A 16,498-nucleotide genomic window follows, 5' to 3' on the forward strand; every position below is an offset into this window, starting at 1 on the left:
AGTGAGTAAGAGCAAGGATTTTATTGTTGTAAAAGGTGCTAGAGCACATAACTTAAAAAATATTGATGTAACCATTCCGAGAAATCAGCTTGTCGTTGTAACGGGATTGTCTGGTTCGGGGAAATCATCATTAGCATTTGATACGATTTATGCAGAAGGGCAGCGCAGATACGTAGAATCGTTATCTGCGTATGCACGCCAATTTTTAGGGCAAATGGATAAACCGGATGTAGATACGATTGAAGGATTGTCACCAGCAATTTCAATTGATCAAAAAACGACGAGTCGTAATCCGCGTTCAACTGTTGGAACGGTAACGGAGATTTATGATTATTTACGTTTATTATTTGCGCGAATTGGTACACCGATTTGTCCGAATCATGGCATTGAAATTACGTCACAAACAGTAGAGCAGATGGTAGACCGTGTACTTGAATATCCTGAACGTACGAAATTACAAGTGCTAGCTCCTATCGTTTCTGGTCGTAAAGGTGCACATGTGAAAGTGCTTGAAGATATTAAGAAGCAAGGATATGTTCGTGTACGTGTTGATGGTGAAATGCTTGATGTGTCTGAAGATATTGCGTTAGATAAAAATAAGAAGCATTCCATTGAAGTTGTAATAGACCGTATTGTTGTAAAAGAAGGGATCGCAAGCCGTCTTGCAGATTCTCTTGAAAGTGCATTAAAGCTTGGCGGGGGACGAGTGTTAATCGATGTTATGGGAGAAGAGGAACTTCTATTTAGTGAACATCATGCTTGTCCGCATTGTGGTTTTTCAATTGGAGAATTAGAACCGCGTATGTTCTCATTCAATAGTCCTTTCGGGGCATGTCCTTCTTGTGATGGGCTTGGTTCAAAGTTAGAGGTAGATTTAGAACTTGTTATTCCGAACTGGGATTTATCATTAAATGAACATGCGATTGCGCCTTGGGAGCCGACAAGTTCACAATATTACCCACAACTTTTACAATCTGTATGTAATCATTACGGCGTTGATATGGATGTGCCTGTGAAAGATATACCGAAAGATTTGTTTGATAAAGTGTTGTACGGAAGCGGAGAAGAGAAAGTTTATTTCCGTTATGTGAATGAATTTGGTCAAGTAAAGGAAAATGAGATTTTATTTGAAGGTGTTATTCCAAATATTGAACGTCGTTATCGTGAAACGAGTTCGGATTACGTTCGTGAGCAAATGGAAAAGTATATGGCAGAGCAAGCTTGTCCGAAGTGTAAAGGTGGACGTTTAAAGCCTGAGAGTTTAGCTGTTTTCGTTGGCGGAAAAACGATTGCTGATGTAACGAAATATTCTGTTCAAGAAGTACAGGAATTCTTCTCAAGTGTGGAGCTAACAGAGAAACAACAAAAAATTGCTCATTTAATTTTAAGAGAAATTCAGGAGCGCGTTGGGTTCTTAGTGAACGTCGGTTTAGATTATTTAACGTTAAGTCGTGCCGCAGGAACTTTATCAGGTGGTGAGGCGCAACGTATTCGTTTAGCAACGCAAATTGGTTCTCGTCTTACTGGCGTACTTTACATTCTTGATGAGCCTTCTATCGGTTTGCATCAGCGCGATAACGATCGTCTTATTCGTACATTGCAAGAAATGCGTGATTTAGGTAATACGTTAATTGTTGTTGAGCATGATGAAGATACGATGATGGCAGCTGATTATTTACTTGATATCGGGCCTGGCGCAGGTATTCACGGTGGACAAGTCGTATCAGCAGGTACACCAGCTGAAGTGATGCAAGATGAGAATTCGCTAACAGGGAAGTATTTAAGCGGTAAAGAGTTTATTCCAGTTCCACTTGAAAGACGTAAAGGTGACGGACGAAAAGTGGAAATTGTCGGTGCAAAGGAGAATAACTTAAAGAACGCGAAAATGTCATTCCCGCTTGGTACGTTTGTAGCGGTAACGGGTGTATCTGGTTCTGGTAAAAGTACGATGATTAATGAAGTACTATATAAATCGTTAGCGCAAAAGTTATATAAAGCGAAAGCGAAGCCGGGTACTCATAAAGAAATTAAAGGTCTTGAGCATTTAGATAAAGTAATCGATATTGATCAATCGCCAATTGGACGTACACCACGTTCTAACCCAGCGACTTATACAGGTGTGTTTGATGATATTCGTGATGTGTTTGCTCAAACGAATGAAGCGAAAGTACGCGGATATCAAAAAGGACGTTTCAGCTTTAATGTAAAAGGTGGACGTTGTGAAGCGTGCCGTGGCGATGGAATTATAAAAATCGAAATGCACTTCTTACCAGACGTATATGTGCCGTGTGAAGTTTGTCACGGTAAACGTTACAACCGTGAAACGTTAGAAGTGAAATATAAAGATAAAAATATTTCTGAAGTGTTGGGGATGACGATTGAAGACGGAGTAGAGTTCTTCGCTAATATCCCAAAAATTAAGCGTAAACTTCAAACGCTTGTAGATGTTGGACTTGGTTATATGAAATTAGGGCAACCAGCTACGACGTTATCTGGTGGTGAAGCACAGCGTGTGAAATTAGCTTCTGAATTGCATCGTCGTTCTACAGGACGTACACTATACATTTTAGACGAGCCAACGACTGGTTTACATGCTCATGATATTGCACGTCTTCTAGAAGTGTTGCAACGTCTTGTTGAGAGTGGTGAGACGGTTCTTGTAATTGAACATAATTTAGATGTGATAAAAACAGCGGATTATATCGTTGACCTTGGACCGGAGGGCGGAGACAAAGGTGGACAAATCGTTGCTTCCGGAACGCCAGAGCAAGTAGTGAAAGAAGAGCGCTCGTATACGGGTAAGTATTTAAAAGAGATTTTAAATCGTGATAAAGCAAGAATGAAAGAGAAGATAAAAGAAGTAGAACTATCACAATAAGGTATTATGAAAAACCGAGTGGCAATGACACTCGGTTTTTCGTTCATAGGGGGAGAACATGGAGTTTATAGATGTTTTAAGAAAGAAAAATATGAAGGTGAGAGAGTTTCAAAGTTGGGGTGTATGTTTTCGCAAGCGCTGGGAGGATAACTTTGAAAATCATGTAAGTGATGAGGAAAAAGAAGTGTTTAGAGGGAGAAGAAGCGGAAAACGCGTTTCATAATGAAGTGAAAAAGGAGTGCTACATCATCTATCAACACTGTGATGATGTACTACTAATAAAAGATGCAAGTTTATTAAGTATGGATGATATGTATAAAGGCGATATTTACATTGTAGATAAAGATTTCACTTGGACCTTTGTGAAAACGCATGAGCATAGATGGTGTGGGCCTTATTTCGCAAAGAAGTGTTAGTAGGTATACAAGTATGAAGAGTAGAATAAGTTGATATAAGTGTTCGTATCATACTTGCGTTTATTATCTATTAGCGTATGATGAAAGATATATGTTTAAAAGGATGTGTAAGAAAATGAGATGGATTGTATCACTTCTTGTAAATAGCGTTGTGTTAATCGCTGTATCGGGACTTTTAAAAGGGATTGCACCAGACGCGTTTTACGTAGCAAATATACAAACTGCAATTATTGCGAGTATTATTTTGGCTGTTTTAAATGTGTTCGTAAAACCGTTTTTAATTTTAATTACGCTACCAATTACTGTTGTAACTTTCGGTTTCTTCTTAATTGTTATTAATGCGATTACGTTAAAAATAGCAGATTCATTATTAGGAGACGCATTTAATATATCAGGTTTCGGTGTAGCGATCGTTGCGGCAATTTGTATTTCAATTTTTAATATGATTATTGAAAAGGCAATTGTGGAACCTTTATATGAAAAAAAGAGAAAATGACAAAAAGAAAAACATTTCATGATATGTATGAAATGTTTTTTTCTATTTATTAGAAACCGTATTTCTTGTTTCCAGAAAAAAATGGTACAATATCCGGTAGAATGGAATTTTACATCAAATGAGACTGAACCCGCAGCGGAGTGGAGGTTTATACATATGCCAAAAGTAAGGACAAAAGATTTGATTGAACAATTTCAATTGGAGTTAATAAGTGGTGAAGAAGGAATTCATCGTCCAATTGATACAAGTGATTTATCACGACCTGGAATTGAAATGGCAGGATTTTTTACATATTATCCAGCTGATCGCGTGCAGCTTCTTGGAAAGACGGAGCTTACATTCTTTGACACGTTAACGTCAGATCAAAAACAAGAGAGAATGAAAGCGCTTTGTACTGAGGAGACGCCATGTATTATTGTAACTCGTAATCAAGATGTACCAGATGAGTTACTGCAAGCATCACGTGAATCAGGCATGCCTTTATTACGTTCTTCTCAAACGACAACAAGACTATCAAGTCGTTTAACAAATTATTTAGAAGGTAAGTTAGCGCCAACAACTGCCGTTCATGGTGTGTTAGTAGATATTTACGGCGTTGGTGTTTTAATTACAGGGCAAAGTGGTGTCGGTAAGAGTGAGACAGCTCTTGAACTTGTAAAACGTGGTCATCGCCTTGTTGCGGATGATAGTGTAGAAATTCGTCAAGAAGATGAAGACATGTTAGTCGGAAGCTCACCAGATTTAATTGAGCATTTATTAGAAATTCGTGGCCTAGGCATTATTAACGTTATGACGTTATTCGGTGCAGGAGCAGTGCGAAATTATAAGCGTATTACACTTGTTATTAATCTTGAAATTTGGGATCAAAAGAAAAATTATGATCGCTTAGGTCTTGATGAAGAGAAGATGAAGATTATTGATACAGAACTTACGAAGATTACACTTCCAGTTCGTCCTGGTCGAAACTTAGCTGTTATTATTGAAGTGGCAGCGATGAACTTCCGTTTAAAACGTATGGGAGTCAATGCAGCACAGCAGTTCTCAGAACGATTAATGAGTGCGATTGAGTTAGGAAATCAGGAGTAAACATTGGAGAGGGAGGTCATACATATGCTGTTAGGTTCTGTACCACAGCTTGACCGCGTAGCTATCCAACTTGGACCGTTTCCTGTTTATTGGTACGGGATTATTATCGGTACAGGTGTGCTATTAGGTCTTTGGCTAGCAACTCGTGAAGGAGAAAGGCTAGGTATTCCAAAAGATACATTTGTTGACCTTGTATTAATTGCAGTACCGATCGCTATTCTATTTGCGAGAATGTACTATGTTATTTTTGAATGGGAATATTACGCGCAAAACCCGAGTCAAATTATTAATATTCGTCAAGGTGGTTTGGCGATTCATGGTGGCTTAATCGGGGCTGTTATTACAGGGATTCTTTTTGCGAAACGTCGCGGAGTTTCATTCTGGAAGTTGGCGGATATTGCTGCACCAAGTATTTTACTGGGACAAGCAATTGGCCGATGGGGAAACTTTATGAACCAAGAGGCGCATGGTGATGAAGTAACGAGACAGTTTTTAGAAGGCCTTCATTTACCGGATTTTATTATTAATCAAATGTATATTGATGGTGTATACTACCATCCGACGTTTTTATATGAATCATTATGGAATTTTGCAGGTGTCATTTTATTACTAGCGTTACGAAAAGTGAACTTGCGCCGTGGGGAATTATTCTTCACATATTTAATTTGGTATTCAATAGGACGCTTCTTCGTAGAAGGTTTACGTACAGATAGTTTAATGCTAGGGCCACTTCGTATTGCACAAGTAATGTCAATTGGACTTGTTGTTATTTCTATTATTTTCATTATTGTGAGACGAAAAATGGGGCAAGCTGATAAAAGATATTTAGAAAATTAGAGAAAAGTAGCATCTTATTATAAGATGCTGCTTCTTTCATATTCAGGAAAGAGAAAGGACTAAGGCAATGAAAATAAATACAGTGTTATTTGATTTAGATGGAACGTTAATTAATACAAATGAACTTATTATTTCTTCTTTTTTACATACTTTACATACATATTATCCAAATCAATATAAGCGTGAGGATGTATTGCCATTTATCGGTCCATCTTTACATGACACTTTCAGCAAGATTGACGAAAGTAAGGTTGAAGAGTTAATTACGAGCTATCGTCAATTTAACCATGATCATCATGATGAATTAGTAGAAGAATATGAAACTGTATATGAAACAGTTCAAGAGTTGAAGAAGCAAGGTTATAAAGTTGGTATTGTTACAACGAAAGCACGACAAACTGTTGAGATGGGATTAAAGTTATCGAAGCTTGATGAGTTTTTTGATGTTGTTGTGACAATTGATGATGTCGAGCATGTGAAACCACATCCAGAGCCACTTCAAAAAGCGCTTCAGTTATTAGATGCGAAACCGGAAGAAGCATTGATGGTTGGGGATAATCATCATGATATTGTTGGCGGACAAAATGCGGGTACGAAAACAGCTGCGGTTTCATGGACATTGAAAGGTAGAGCGTATTTAGAGGCTTACAAGCCAGACTTTATGCTAGATAAAATGAGTGATTTATTGCCGATTTTGTCCGACATGAATCGTTCGTAAAGATAAGTAGAGGAGCGAGTGAAGTGCGACGGACAACGCGCTATCCTGTTTCAGGAGAAAATTCATTATGGAACGTGTATAAAACAGTGTCTTTTTGGAAGGTAATGAAAAACTTTATGATTATCCAAATTGCACGTTATACACCTTTTTTATCGGTCAAGAATTGGTTATACCGCACCTTTTTGCGGATGAAAGTAGGAAAGAAAACATCGTTTGCGCTTATGGTAATGCCGGATATTATGTTCCCGGAAAAGATAACTGTGGGAGATAATTCGATTATTGGCTATAACACGACGCTTTTAGCGCACGAATATTTAATTCGCGAATATCGACTTGGGGAAATCGTTATTGGAAACGAAGTGATGATCGGGGCAAATACGACTATATTACCAGGTGTGAAAATTGGGGATGGCGCGATTGTTTCAGCTGGCACACTTGTTCATAAAGATGTGCCAGGCGGTGCTTTCGTGGGTGGGAATCCAATGCGTGTTATTTATACGAAAGAGCAAATGGAGGCTAGAGAAGGTTCATACTAGAAATGTAACATTTCTCTTCTTTTTTAATGAATAAAAAGGAAATAATTGAGTATAATATACTGTTTTGTTTTTTACGGAATCGTTTATACTTATAGATAGAAGAATGTGTGAACGAAGAAAACAAAAAACTGGAGGATATATGGGGAAAAATCAAAGAATATATAAGGAGAACGGACAAGTTATCTCTTTTAATCAATTAGCGGACTTCTTTTATAAAAAAGGGATGAGGGCTTACAAAGGACAAAAATTGCAAGATGCAATTAAATATTTTCGAAGAGCGGCACAAAGCGAGAAGGAGCCGTTTATTTTATGTCAATTAGCAACAGTATTATCTGAGGCTGGTGAATATCAAGAGTCGAATCAAACCTTCTTTAAGCTTGTTAGATCTAATCCAGAACTTGAACAGTGTTATTATTTTATTGCAAATAATTATGCGTATATGGGTCTATTTCAGCAGGCGAAGAAGTATGCGGATCGCTATTTAGAAGTTGCAGAAGAGAAGGAATTTGTTGAAGATACATTAGAATTACTTGAAATTATGGAAGAAGAAGCGATGGGTGCGGAAGAGATTGAGGATGAAGATGATTTAATTGTTATGCAGGAAGAAGCCAATCGTTATATTCGTAACGGACAATTGGAAGAAGCAATTGCTACATTAGAAATTGTTACGAAAGACTATCCGGAATTTTGGTCGGGGCATAATAATTTAGCTATTGCGCATTTTCAATCTGGTAATGTAGATAAGGCGCTGAAATTAACGGAAATGATTTTAGAGAAAAATCCTGGTAATATACATGCGCTTTGTAATACACTTATTTTTCTATATTCAATTGGAGAGCATAAACAAGTAGAGGTGTTAGCTGCTCAGTTAGTTTCGGTATATCCGATTTCGTTTGAACATCGTTTGAAACTTGGGACGACACTTGCAACAATTGGTCATTTCGAGCCTGCATATAAATGGTTCAAATTATTAAAGCGTCAAGGATACGAAGGAGACGTTAGTTTCTATTATTGGTTTGCATATTCTGCGTATATGGTGAAAGATCAGCAAGTAGCTGAAAAAATGTGGCAACATGTTGTAGAATTGCACCCTGATAAAAAGGGAAAAGAACCGTGGAATGCATTGAATTTAGCGGATGAAGGACAAAATGTGTTATTGGAAGAATTACGAAAATCATTCCAGCAAAGTGCGACGCTAGAGGAACAAATGCTAGCTTTATATTTAATGAATGAATTATCAACGCCGGAGAAGGTTGGATTCTTCTTTGATGTAACGCAGGCGAAGAATGGTGTTCCAATCGTATCGCAACTTGCAAAGTATTTCTTTTTACTGAATAGCCATAAGAGTATTCCAGCTGATTTACAGCAATTTGAACAGTGCGCGCGAATCGCGGATGCTTTATACAATTATACGAAAAAAGATGATGAATTAATCGAAGAGTGTTTACAATTTTGGTTTTGTACGTTTATACGTTTATATACATCTGGGGCAGTTTTTACAAATGTATACGGCTGGTCAGCTGCGGTTGAATATATCGTACGCAGTGAACAAGGAAATAAGATGACACAGTCGGAGCTCGGAGATGTGTATAATGTATCTGTAGCGACTGTTCGAAAGTATGTGCAAGCTGTTAAGCGTACGCACACATAGATAAGCAAATCATTGGGAAAAAAATGATGCGAACAGTATAATGAGGGTAACTTAATTGTGTAGGAATGGATAGGAGTGAATAGTGTGTCAGAAGAAAAAATTTATGATGTCATTATTATTGGTGCAGGACCAGCTGGTATGACAGCTGCAGTATATACATCTCGTGCGAATTTAAGCACATTAATGCTTGAGCGTGGTATTCCAGGCGGGCAAATGGCAAATACAGAAGATGTAGAAAACTACCCAGGTTATGAGTCTATTTTAGGACCAGACTTATCAAATAAAATGTTCGAGCATGCGAAGAAATTTGGTGCTGAATATGCATACGGTGATGTGAAAGAAGTCATCGATGGTAAAGAATACAAAACAATTATTGCTGGTAAAAAAGAATATAAAGCACGTGCAATTATCGTTGCAAGTGGTGCAGAGTATAAAAAAATTGGTGTACCAGGTGAAACAGAACTTGGCGGCCGCGGTGTATCATATTGTGCGGTATGTGATGGCGCATTCTTTAAAGGGAAAGAACTTGTAGTTATTGGCGGCGGAGATTCTGCTGTTGAAGAGGGTGTGTTCTTAACACGCTTCGCATCAAAAGTAACGATCGTTCACCGTCGTGACACGCTTCGCGCACAGAAAATTTTACAAGATCGTGCTTTCCAAAACGAAAAAGTAGACTTTATTTGGAACCACACGATAAAAGAAATTAACGAAGCAAATGGTAAAGTAGGAAGTGTAACACTTGTAGATGTAAACAGTGGAGAAGAGAAAGAAGTCAAAACTGACGGCGTATTCGTATACATCGGTATGTTACCACTATCAAAACCATTTGTTGAACTAGGTATTACAAATGAAAATGGTTACCTTGAAACAAACGAGCGTATGGAAACGAAAGTTCCTGGTATTTTCGCAGCTGGTGATGTTCGTGAAAAAATGCTACGTCAAATTGTAACTGCAACAGGTGATGGTAGTATTGCAGCACAAAGTGCACAACATTACGTAGAAGAATTATTAGAAGAACTAAAAACTGTATCAGAAAAATAAGGGATAATATACCTTTTGAGAAGAAAGCTACCGATAGGAGCTTTCTTCTTTTTTTGTGTGAAAATGTCAAAGTTTTGTCAAAAAATATTGGGATTATAAGCTTTCTTATTGATATACTGGACTTTACGGAAAAAATCACTATAAGAAATGAGGAATTTATTCAGTATGGAATGGCGTAATATATATCGTGGATTTTGTATGGGCGTTAGTGATTTAATTCCTGGTGTGAGCGGCGGTACAATCGCTGTTGTGTTAGGGATTTATGAACAATTGCTTGCGGCAATTAGTGGATTCTTTAGTCGTGAATGGAAAAAACATTTAGGATTTTTAATTCCACTTGCAGCTGGTGTGGCAGCAGCGTTTTTAACGTTAAGTCACGTTATTAAATATTTACTTGCAAATCATTATGAACCGACTCAATTTTTCTTCCTCGGTTTAATTATTAGTATATTACCGATGTTAATGAGAGAAGCTGATGCAAAGTCGTCGTTTAAAGGTAAGCACATTGTTTTATTAATCGTTGCAGCAATTCTTGTTGCCATCACAGCTTTCTTTAAACCAGATAAGACAGCAGATCCAATTACGACGTTAACAATTTTAAATGCAATTGGTTTATTTTTCGCAGGATGGATGGCTAGTATGGCGATGTTACTTCCTGGAATTAGCGGATCGTTTATTTTATTAATTATTGGTGTATATCCGACAGCAATTAATGCTTTAACTACACTCAACTTACCTTTAATTGCAGTTATTGGTGCTGGCGTTATGGTAGGGTTCGTTGTAAGTAGTAAAGGAATTAGTTTCTTATTAGATCGATATAAAAGTATGACATTTGCGGCAATTATTGGACTAGTTATCGGTTCGATTGTAATTGTGTTCCCTGGTATTCCAACTGGAGGATTTTCAATTATAAGTTCAATTATTACCTTTATTTTAGGATTTGCGATTGTTACTTATTTCGGTAAGAAATAAGGGCTGGAGTCCCCTTGGCGATAAAAGTCGTTAAGGGGATTTTTCATGCTATATATTGAAAGTCCAGGCATTTACATTGCTTGTTATAAAAAGCTTTTTTAAAATTGTTGAGTAGCAGTGTTTAGCGAAAGGGGGACTGGCTCCTTCGTTGTAGCAAACTGTTTTTGATAGTATAATGAAATGAGTATGCAGTGAGAAATTTGCTGCAAGTAGCTGAGGTGAAGAAACATGCAAAGAGTGACAAACTGTGTGTTAATTAGAGATAATGAAGTACTCTTACTCCAAAAACCTCGCCGGAATTGGTGGGTTGCACCAGGCGGGAAAATGGAGCGTGGTGAGACTGTAAGAGATTCCGTTGTTCGCGAGTATCGTGAAGAAACAGGTATTTATTTAAAGAACCCAGCGTTAAAGGGGGTCTTCACCTTTGTCATCCAAGAAGGTGATAAAGTTGTTTCTGAATGGATGATGTTCTCCTTTTTAGCGACAGATTTTGCAGGAGAAAACAAACTAGAGAGCGAAGAAGGCATCATTGGTTGGCATACATTTGATAAAATTGATGATTTAGCAATGGCACCAGGAGATTATCACATTATTGATTATTTAATTAAAGGAAATGGCATAATCTACGGTACATTTGTATATACCCCAGATTTTGAGTTGCTTTCATATCGATTAGATCCGAGTTAAACCGTCAAGGAGAGGATACGATGACAGAGAATAATGATATAAAAATGGTAATTATTACAGGAATGTCTGGAGCTGGAAAGACAGTAGCTTTACAAAGTTTTGAAGATTTAGGATATTTCTGTGTAGATAATTTACCACCGATGTTATTGCCAAAGTTTATTGAGCTTATGGCGGATTCAAAAGGAAAAATGAATAAAGTAGCACTTGGTATTGATTTACGTGGCCGAGAGTTTTTTGAACATTTATGGGAAGCGCTTGATGATTTATCAGAACGTACATGGATTATTCCTCATATTTTATTCTTAGATGCGAAAGATAGCACACTTGTAACTCGTTATAAAGAAACGAGACGCTCGCATCCACTTGCACCAACTGGTCTGCCGTTAAAGGGAATCGAAGCAGAGCGTAATTTATTAACAGATATGAAGGCACGCGCGAATATTGTGCTTGATACATCTGATTTAAAACCGAAAGAATTACGTGAAAAAATTGTTCACCTATTTTCAACTGAAACTGAGCAAGCATTTCGTGTAAATGTTATGTCATTTGGATTTAAGTACGGTATTCCAATTGATGCCGATTTAGTATTTGATGTTCGTTTTTTACCAAATCCATATTACATTCCACATATGAAGCCATTAACAGGACTAGATGAGGAAGTTTCATCGTATGTGCTGAAATTTAATGAGACGCATAAGTTTTTAGAGAAATTGACTGATCTTATCACTTTCATGCTGCCTCATTATAAAAGAGAAGGCAAGAGTCAACTTGTAATTGCAATTGGATGTACAGGTGGACAGCATCGTTCTGTTACGCTTACAGAATACCTTGGGAAACATTTGAAACCAGAGTATAGTGTTCATGTATCTCATCGTGATGTGGAGAAGAGAAAGGGCCATTAAGGGATGAAAAAAGAGAGAAAACCTAAAATTGTCATCATGGGAGGCGGAACTGGACTTTCTGTTTTATTACGAGGATTAAAACAATATCCGGTTGATATTACAGCAGTTGTTACAATCGCTGATGATGGTGGCAGTTCAGGTAGATTACGTGATGAGCTAGAAATTCCACCCCCAGGTGACATTCGTAACGTACTTGTTGCGTTATCAGATGTAGAGCCACTGGTGGAAGCTTTATTTCAGCATCGTTTCACAACGGGAGATGGGCTGAAAGGTCATGCGTTAGGAAATTTATTATTGGCAGGTATGACCTCGATTACAGGAGACTTCTTCCATGCTATTACAGAAACGAGTAAAGTTTTAAATGTTAGAGGACGTGTATTACCAGCAGCGAATCAAAGTGCAGTACTACATGCGGAACTAGAAGACGGAGAAATTGTAACAGGTGAATCAAAGATTCCTTATTTCGGAAAGAAAATTAACCGTGTCTTTTTAACTCCAGAAGATGTAGAGCCGTTACATGAAACGTTGACTGAAATTAAACGAGCTGATTTACTTGTTTTCGGTCCAGGAAGTTTGTATACGAGTATATTACCGAATTTAGTTGTTAACAAAATTGGGGACGCTGTTCTTGCTGCAAAGGCGAAGAAGGTATATGTGTGTAATGTTATGACGCAAGCTGGTGAAACGATGGGATATACTGCGTTTGATCATGTGCAGGCGTTACATGATCATTTAGGTGAACCATTTATCGATACTGCAATTGTAAATAACCGTGATATTCCTTGTGAATTACGTCAGTTATATGAGGAAGAAATGTCAGCGCCAGTTGTAGTAGATGAAGAGCGTTTTACTGAAAATAATATTAATGTGATTCAAGATCAATTAGCGAAGTATGATGACCGTGTTGTAAGACACGATACATTAAAACTAGCTTCTATTTTATATTCACTGTTGTAGATGTGCGTTGCCTCGTTTGAGGTAACGCTCCTCATTTCATATAGGACAAGATTTTTGTTCCACAATAATCGTATAAGGAGGTGTTGACTGTGTCATTTGCATCAGAAACAAAGAAAGAGTTGACGAATCTGGAGATGAAGGAATGCTGTGAGAAAGCAGAATTATCAGCGTTACTTCGCATGAACGGATCGCTTTCTTTTTCAAATCGTCGTCTATCAATCGATATTCAAACGGAAAATGCGGCAATTGCAAGAAGGATTTATACGCTTTTGAAAAAAGGATATGACGTGACGGTAGAATTACTTGTTCGTAAAAAAATGCGATTGAAGAAAAACAATGTATATATCGTAAGGCTTGTTGAGAAGTCACGCGAAATATTAGCTGATCTTCATATCGTTCGAGACGACTTTTCATTTATTCGAAATATATCACAAGAATTAATTGAGAAGAAATGTTGTAAACGATCGTATTTACGCGGTGCATTTTTAGCAGGTGGTTCAGTAAATAACCCAGAAACATCATCTTATCATTTAGAGATCTTTTCGTTATATAAGGAACATAATGATGCTATATGTGAACTGATGAACGGATTTGATTTAAATAGTAAGACGTTGGAAAGAAGAAAAGGGTACATTACGTATTTGAAAGAAGCAGAAAAGATTACAGAGTTTTTAAATATTATAGGTGCTCATAATGCACTTTTAAGATTTGAAGACATTCGAATCGTACGTGATATGCGTAATTCTGTAAATCGCTTAGTGAACTGCGAAACAGCTAATTTAAATAAAACAATTGGTGCAGCGCTAAGGCAGATTGAAAATATCCGTTATATTGATGAGACGGTTGGTCTTGATATATTGCCGGATAAACTACGAGAAATTGCGCAATTACGAAGAGATTATCAAGATGTAACATTGAAAGAGTTAGGTGAGATGGTATCCGGGGGGAAAATTAGTAAATCGGGTATTAATCATCGTTTGCGTAAAATTGATGATATTGCAGAGAAATTACGCGCGGGGGAAACGGTAGCAAAAAAATAAGAGGTTAAAGGGGAAATGGAGCTGTGGTTCAAAAAAGAGTTCAGGTTTCATTAAAAAACGGTTTACAAGCACGTCCGGCTGCGTTGTTTGTACAAGAGGCCAATCGCTTTCATGCAGATATTTTCATCGAAAAAGATGGGAAGACAGTAAATGCAAAGAGCATAATGGGGATTATGAGCTTAGCAATTGGAACTGGTAGCATGATAACAATTACAACAGAAGGTTCAGATGCAGAAGAGGCTTTAGAGGCATTAGCTGCATATGTACAATAAGAAGCTATCGCGCATGTGCGATAGCTTTTTTGTTGTTTGGGGCTTGTTGGTGGGGGTATGTGGGATGTGCGTTCTTGTCGAGAATTGTCGGTAAGTCGATAAGTTGTGTCGAAACGTCGATATATTAAAATAATCGCCGATATAATTGGAGTTACGGTCGATATATTTGAAAAATCGCCGATATATTTAGAGGGATACTGAGTGGGGTATGTTCGTGCGGAGATTTAACTATAAAAAAGCGCCCTGTAATAGGCGCTTTTTTATGTATCCAGCTCCAGCGACTCTAAATAAGCCGCTTCCGCTTTTAAGTATTAACGATTTGTAAAGATCTTATCGATTAAACCGTATTCTAAAGCTTTTTCTGCTGTCATGAAGTTGTCGCGGTCTGTGTCGCGTTGTAGCACTTCAAGTGGTTGACCTGTGCGGTCAGCAAGAATTTGGTTTAGTTTTTCACGTAAGAATAGAATACGTTTAGCAGCGATTTCGATTTCAGTCGCTTGACCTTGTGCACCACCAAGTGGTTGGTGAATCATTACTTCACTGTTTGGAAGTGCATAACGTTTTCCTTTTTCACCTGCTGCAAGTAAGAATGCACCCATAGATGCAGCCATACCGATACAGATTGTTGATACTTGCGGTTTAATAAACTGCATTGTATCGTAAATTGCCATACCTGCTGTGATAGAACCACCAGGGCTGTTGATGTAGATGTGAATATCTTTTTCTGGATCTTGAGATTCCAAGAATAAAAGCTGGGAAACGATTGAGTTAGCTACGTTGTCATCAATTGCGCTACCAAGCATAATGATGCGGTCTTTTAATAGTCGAGAGTAAATATCGTAAGCGCGTTCTCCACGATTTGTTTGTTCAATTACTGTAGGAATTAAATTCATCTGTTATTTCCTCCTTATAAAGCTTTCTTAGTCTTATAATACAATTATGGTCAATAAAGGTCAAACGAAACCACTTTAAATCAAAAAAATATGTAGTTGTACCATGAAATATTCGCTATGTTTTTGAAATTCCCTGCTTATGTATCTTCAACATCATAACCGAATTACATAAATTTAAACGTTATAAAAACTGTAGAAAAAAAGAAAAGAACGCCTTTTGACTGAAGCGTTCTTTCGATATCTATTCTTTTAAAAGATAGGTTACTTTATTTAAAATCTTTTCGATTTGTTTCGCGTTTTTACTATACATTTCGCTCGCTGATTTCGACTTTGTTTCTAAGGAAAATAGTTCAAGATCAGCATGACATTTTTTTAATGATGCTAATAATAAAGGTTTGTTTTGAGGAGAAGGCATTTGTAGTTTGTCATTATAAATGTCGATAGTCAGTTGTCCGTATGAATCAACTTGACCGAGAAAGACATTTTCAATAACAACACCGAGCTTTTCTAGTTCAGCATGTAGCCAAGCGCGGTTATGTCCACTTGCGGATAGCGGTTCATCTAAGACATTGCCATCCATAATAACAGTTTGTGGTTCTTTTTCGTTTGCTACTTTTAAACCGATGTCTTTTGCTGTAAGTGGCTGGGAATCTTTCTTTAATAATACATTTAATTCTCCGCTCGGTTCTAAGACAGCAAATTCAACATCAGCTACGCTGAAAGCACCTTTTCCACGGAGAAGTTCCAGTAATTCATCACTTGTATATTTTTCTTTCTTTAAGTTGTCTTCGAGTATCTTTCCGTCTTTTATTAATACGGTAGATTTCCCTTCAAAGAAGTCCCGAGCTGTTTTGTTCTTTAAAGAGAGGATTCCTGTTAAAAAAGGTACCACAGCGAAAATGAGTATCGCAAAGACGCCGTGAAAAAATTTTGAATCGAGCCCTGTAGATACTTGGGCAGCGATGTCACCGATTGTCATTCCGGCTATGTATTCAAAGAAGGAGAGCTGAGAGATTTGTCTTTTCCCTAACCATTTCGTAATAGCGAATAAAATAATTAATATGAATACAGAGCGAAGAATGACAAGTGTCCATTCCGGCAGGTGAGACATAGTCA

At 37.5% G+C, this 16,498-nt stretch carries 16 protein-coding genes and 1 pseudogene; 15 read left to right on the forward strand and 2 right to left on the reverse strand.

Annotated elements, in window-relative coordinates:
• Position 1: 1 nt before the first annotated feature.
• The 15 genes and pseudogenes from uvrA (at position 2) to BAQ46_RS15420 (ending at position 14,489) form a co-directional block, all read left to right on the forward strand.
• Entirely contained in the window at positions 2–2,878 is a 2,877-nt protein-coding gene (uvrA, locus tag BAQ46_RS15350) for an excinuclease ABC subunit UvrA (protein ID WP_000045569.1), read from the forward strand.
• A 58-nt stretch (positions 2,879–2,936) separates the two neighbouring features.
• Positions 2,937–3,294: pseudogene (locus tag BAQ46_RS15355) on the forward strand (DUF4275 family protein).
• Positions 3,295–3,409: 115 nt separating this feature from the next.
• Positions 3,410–3,790, forward strand: coding sequence for a phage holin family protein (locus BAQ46_RS15360; protein WP_001267308.1), 381 nt, complete (start codon positions 3,410–3,412; stop codon positions 3,788–3,790).
• A 156-nt stretch (positions 3,791–3,946) separates the two neighbouring features.
• On the forward strand, positions 3,947–4,876 hold the full coding sequence (gene hprK / locus BAQ46_RS15365; RefSeq protein ID WP_001127244.1) for an HPr(Ser) kinase/phosphatase: 930 nt from the start codon (positions 3,947–3,949) through the stop codon (positions 4,874–4,876).
• A gap of 24 nt (positions 4,877–4,900) precedes the next feature.
• Positions 4,901–5,713, forward strand: coding sequence for a prolipoprotein diacylglyceryl transferase (lgt, locus tag BAQ46_RS15370; RefSeq protein WP_071742121.1), 813 nt, complete (start codon positions 4,901–4,903; stop codon positions 5,711–5,713).
• Between the two features lie 67 nt (positions 5,714–5,780).
• Positions 5,781–6,431 carry a pyrophosphatase PpaX gene (ppaX, locus tag BAQ46_RS15375; protein WP_000700956.1) on the forward strand — a complete coding sequence of 217 codons (651 nt, stop codon included), beginning with the start codon at positions 5,781–5,783 and terminating at the stop codon, positions 6,429–6,431.
• A gap of 23 nt (positions 6,432–6,454) precedes the next feature.
• The gene (locus BAQ46_RS15380) at positions 6,455–6,967 is read left to right on the forward strand and encodes an acyltransferase (protein ID WP_071742122.1); all 513 of its coding nucleotides are present in this window, start codon (positions 6,455–6,457) and stop codon (positions 6,965–6,967) included.
• 139 nt (positions 6,968–7,106) lie between these two features.
• A complete protein-coding gene (locus tag BAQ46_RS15385) occupies positions 7,107–8,618 on the forward strand; it encodes a tetratricopeptide repeat protein (RefSeq protein ID WP_071742123.1) in 1,512 nt (503 codons plus the stop codon).
• A gap of 84 nt (positions 8,619–8,702) precedes the next feature.
• The gene (gene trxB, locus BAQ46_RS15390; RefSeq protein WP_001288072.1) at positions 8,703–9,659 is read left to right on the forward strand and encodes a thioredoxin-disulfide reductase; all 957 of its coding nucleotides are present in this window, start codon (positions 8,703–8,705) and stop codon (positions 9,657–9,659) included.
• A gap of 165 nt (positions 9,660–9,824) precedes the next feature.
• Positions 9,825–10,631, forward strand: a complete 807-nt coding sequence (locus BAQ46_RS15395) for a DUF368 domain-containing protein (RefSeq protein WP_000455203.1) — start codon at positions 9,825–9,827, stop codon at positions 10,629–10,631.
• Positions 10,632–10,859: 228 nt separating this feature from the next.
• Positions 10,860–11,318, forward strand: coding sequence for an NUDIX hydrolase (locus tag BAQ46_RS15400; protein ID WP_001190080.1), 459 nt, complete (start codon positions 10,860–10,862; stop codon positions 11,316–11,318).
• A gap of 20 nt (positions 11,319–11,338) precedes the next feature.
• A complete protein-coding gene (gene rapZ, locus BAQ46_RS15405) occupies positions 11,339–12,220 on the forward strand; it encodes an RNase adapter RapZ (RefSeq protein ID WP_000138457.1) in 882 nt (293 codons plus the stop codon).
• Positions 12,221–12,223: 3 nt separating this feature from the next.
• A complete protein-coding gene (locus tag BAQ46_RS15410) occupies positions 12,224–13,177 on the forward strand; it encodes a gluconeogenesis factor YvcK family protein (RefSeq protein WP_000712175.1) in 954 nt (317 codons plus the stop codon).
• 89 nt (positions 13,178–13,266) lie between these two features.
• Positions 13,267–14,217 carry a DNA-binding protein WhiA gene (gene whiA, locus BAQ46_RS15415; RefSeq protein ID WP_000006561.1) on the forward strand — a complete coding sequence of 317 codons (951 nt, stop codon included), beginning with the start codon at positions 13,267–13,269 and terminating at the stop codon, positions 14,215–14,217.
• 23 nt (positions 14,218–14,240) lie between these two features.
• A complete protein-coding gene (locus BAQ46_RS15420; RefSeq protein WP_000250307.1) occupies positions 14,241–14,489 on the forward strand; it encodes an HPr family phosphocarrier protein in 249 nt (82 codons plus the stop codon).
• Between the two features lie 311 nt (positions 14,490–14,800).
• Here BAQ46_RS15420 and clpP read toward each other — a convergent pair whose 3' ends face one another.
• Positions 14,801–15,382 carry an ATP-dependent Clp endopeptidase proteolytic subunit ClpP gene (gene clpP, locus BAQ46_RS15425; protein WP_001049162.1) on the reverse strand — a complete coding sequence of 194 codons (582 nt, stop codon included), beginning with the start codon at positions 15,380–15,382 and terminating at the stop codon, positions 14,801–14,803.
• 241 nt (positions 15,383–15,623) lie between these two features.
• Positions 15,624–16,493: a DUF421 domain-containing protein gene (locus BAQ46_RS15430; protein ID WP_000018916.1), complete on the reverse strand. Its 870-nt coding sequence runs from the start codon at positions 16,491–16,493 to the stop codon at positions 15,624–15,626.
• Between the last annotated feature and the right edge of the window lie 5 nt (positions 16,494–16,498).

The sequence above is a fragment of the Bacillus paranthracis genome, assembly GCF_001883995.1.
Classification (GTDB): Bacteria; Bacillota; Bacilli; order Bacillales; family Bacillaceae_G; genus Bacillus_A; species Bacillus_A paranthracis.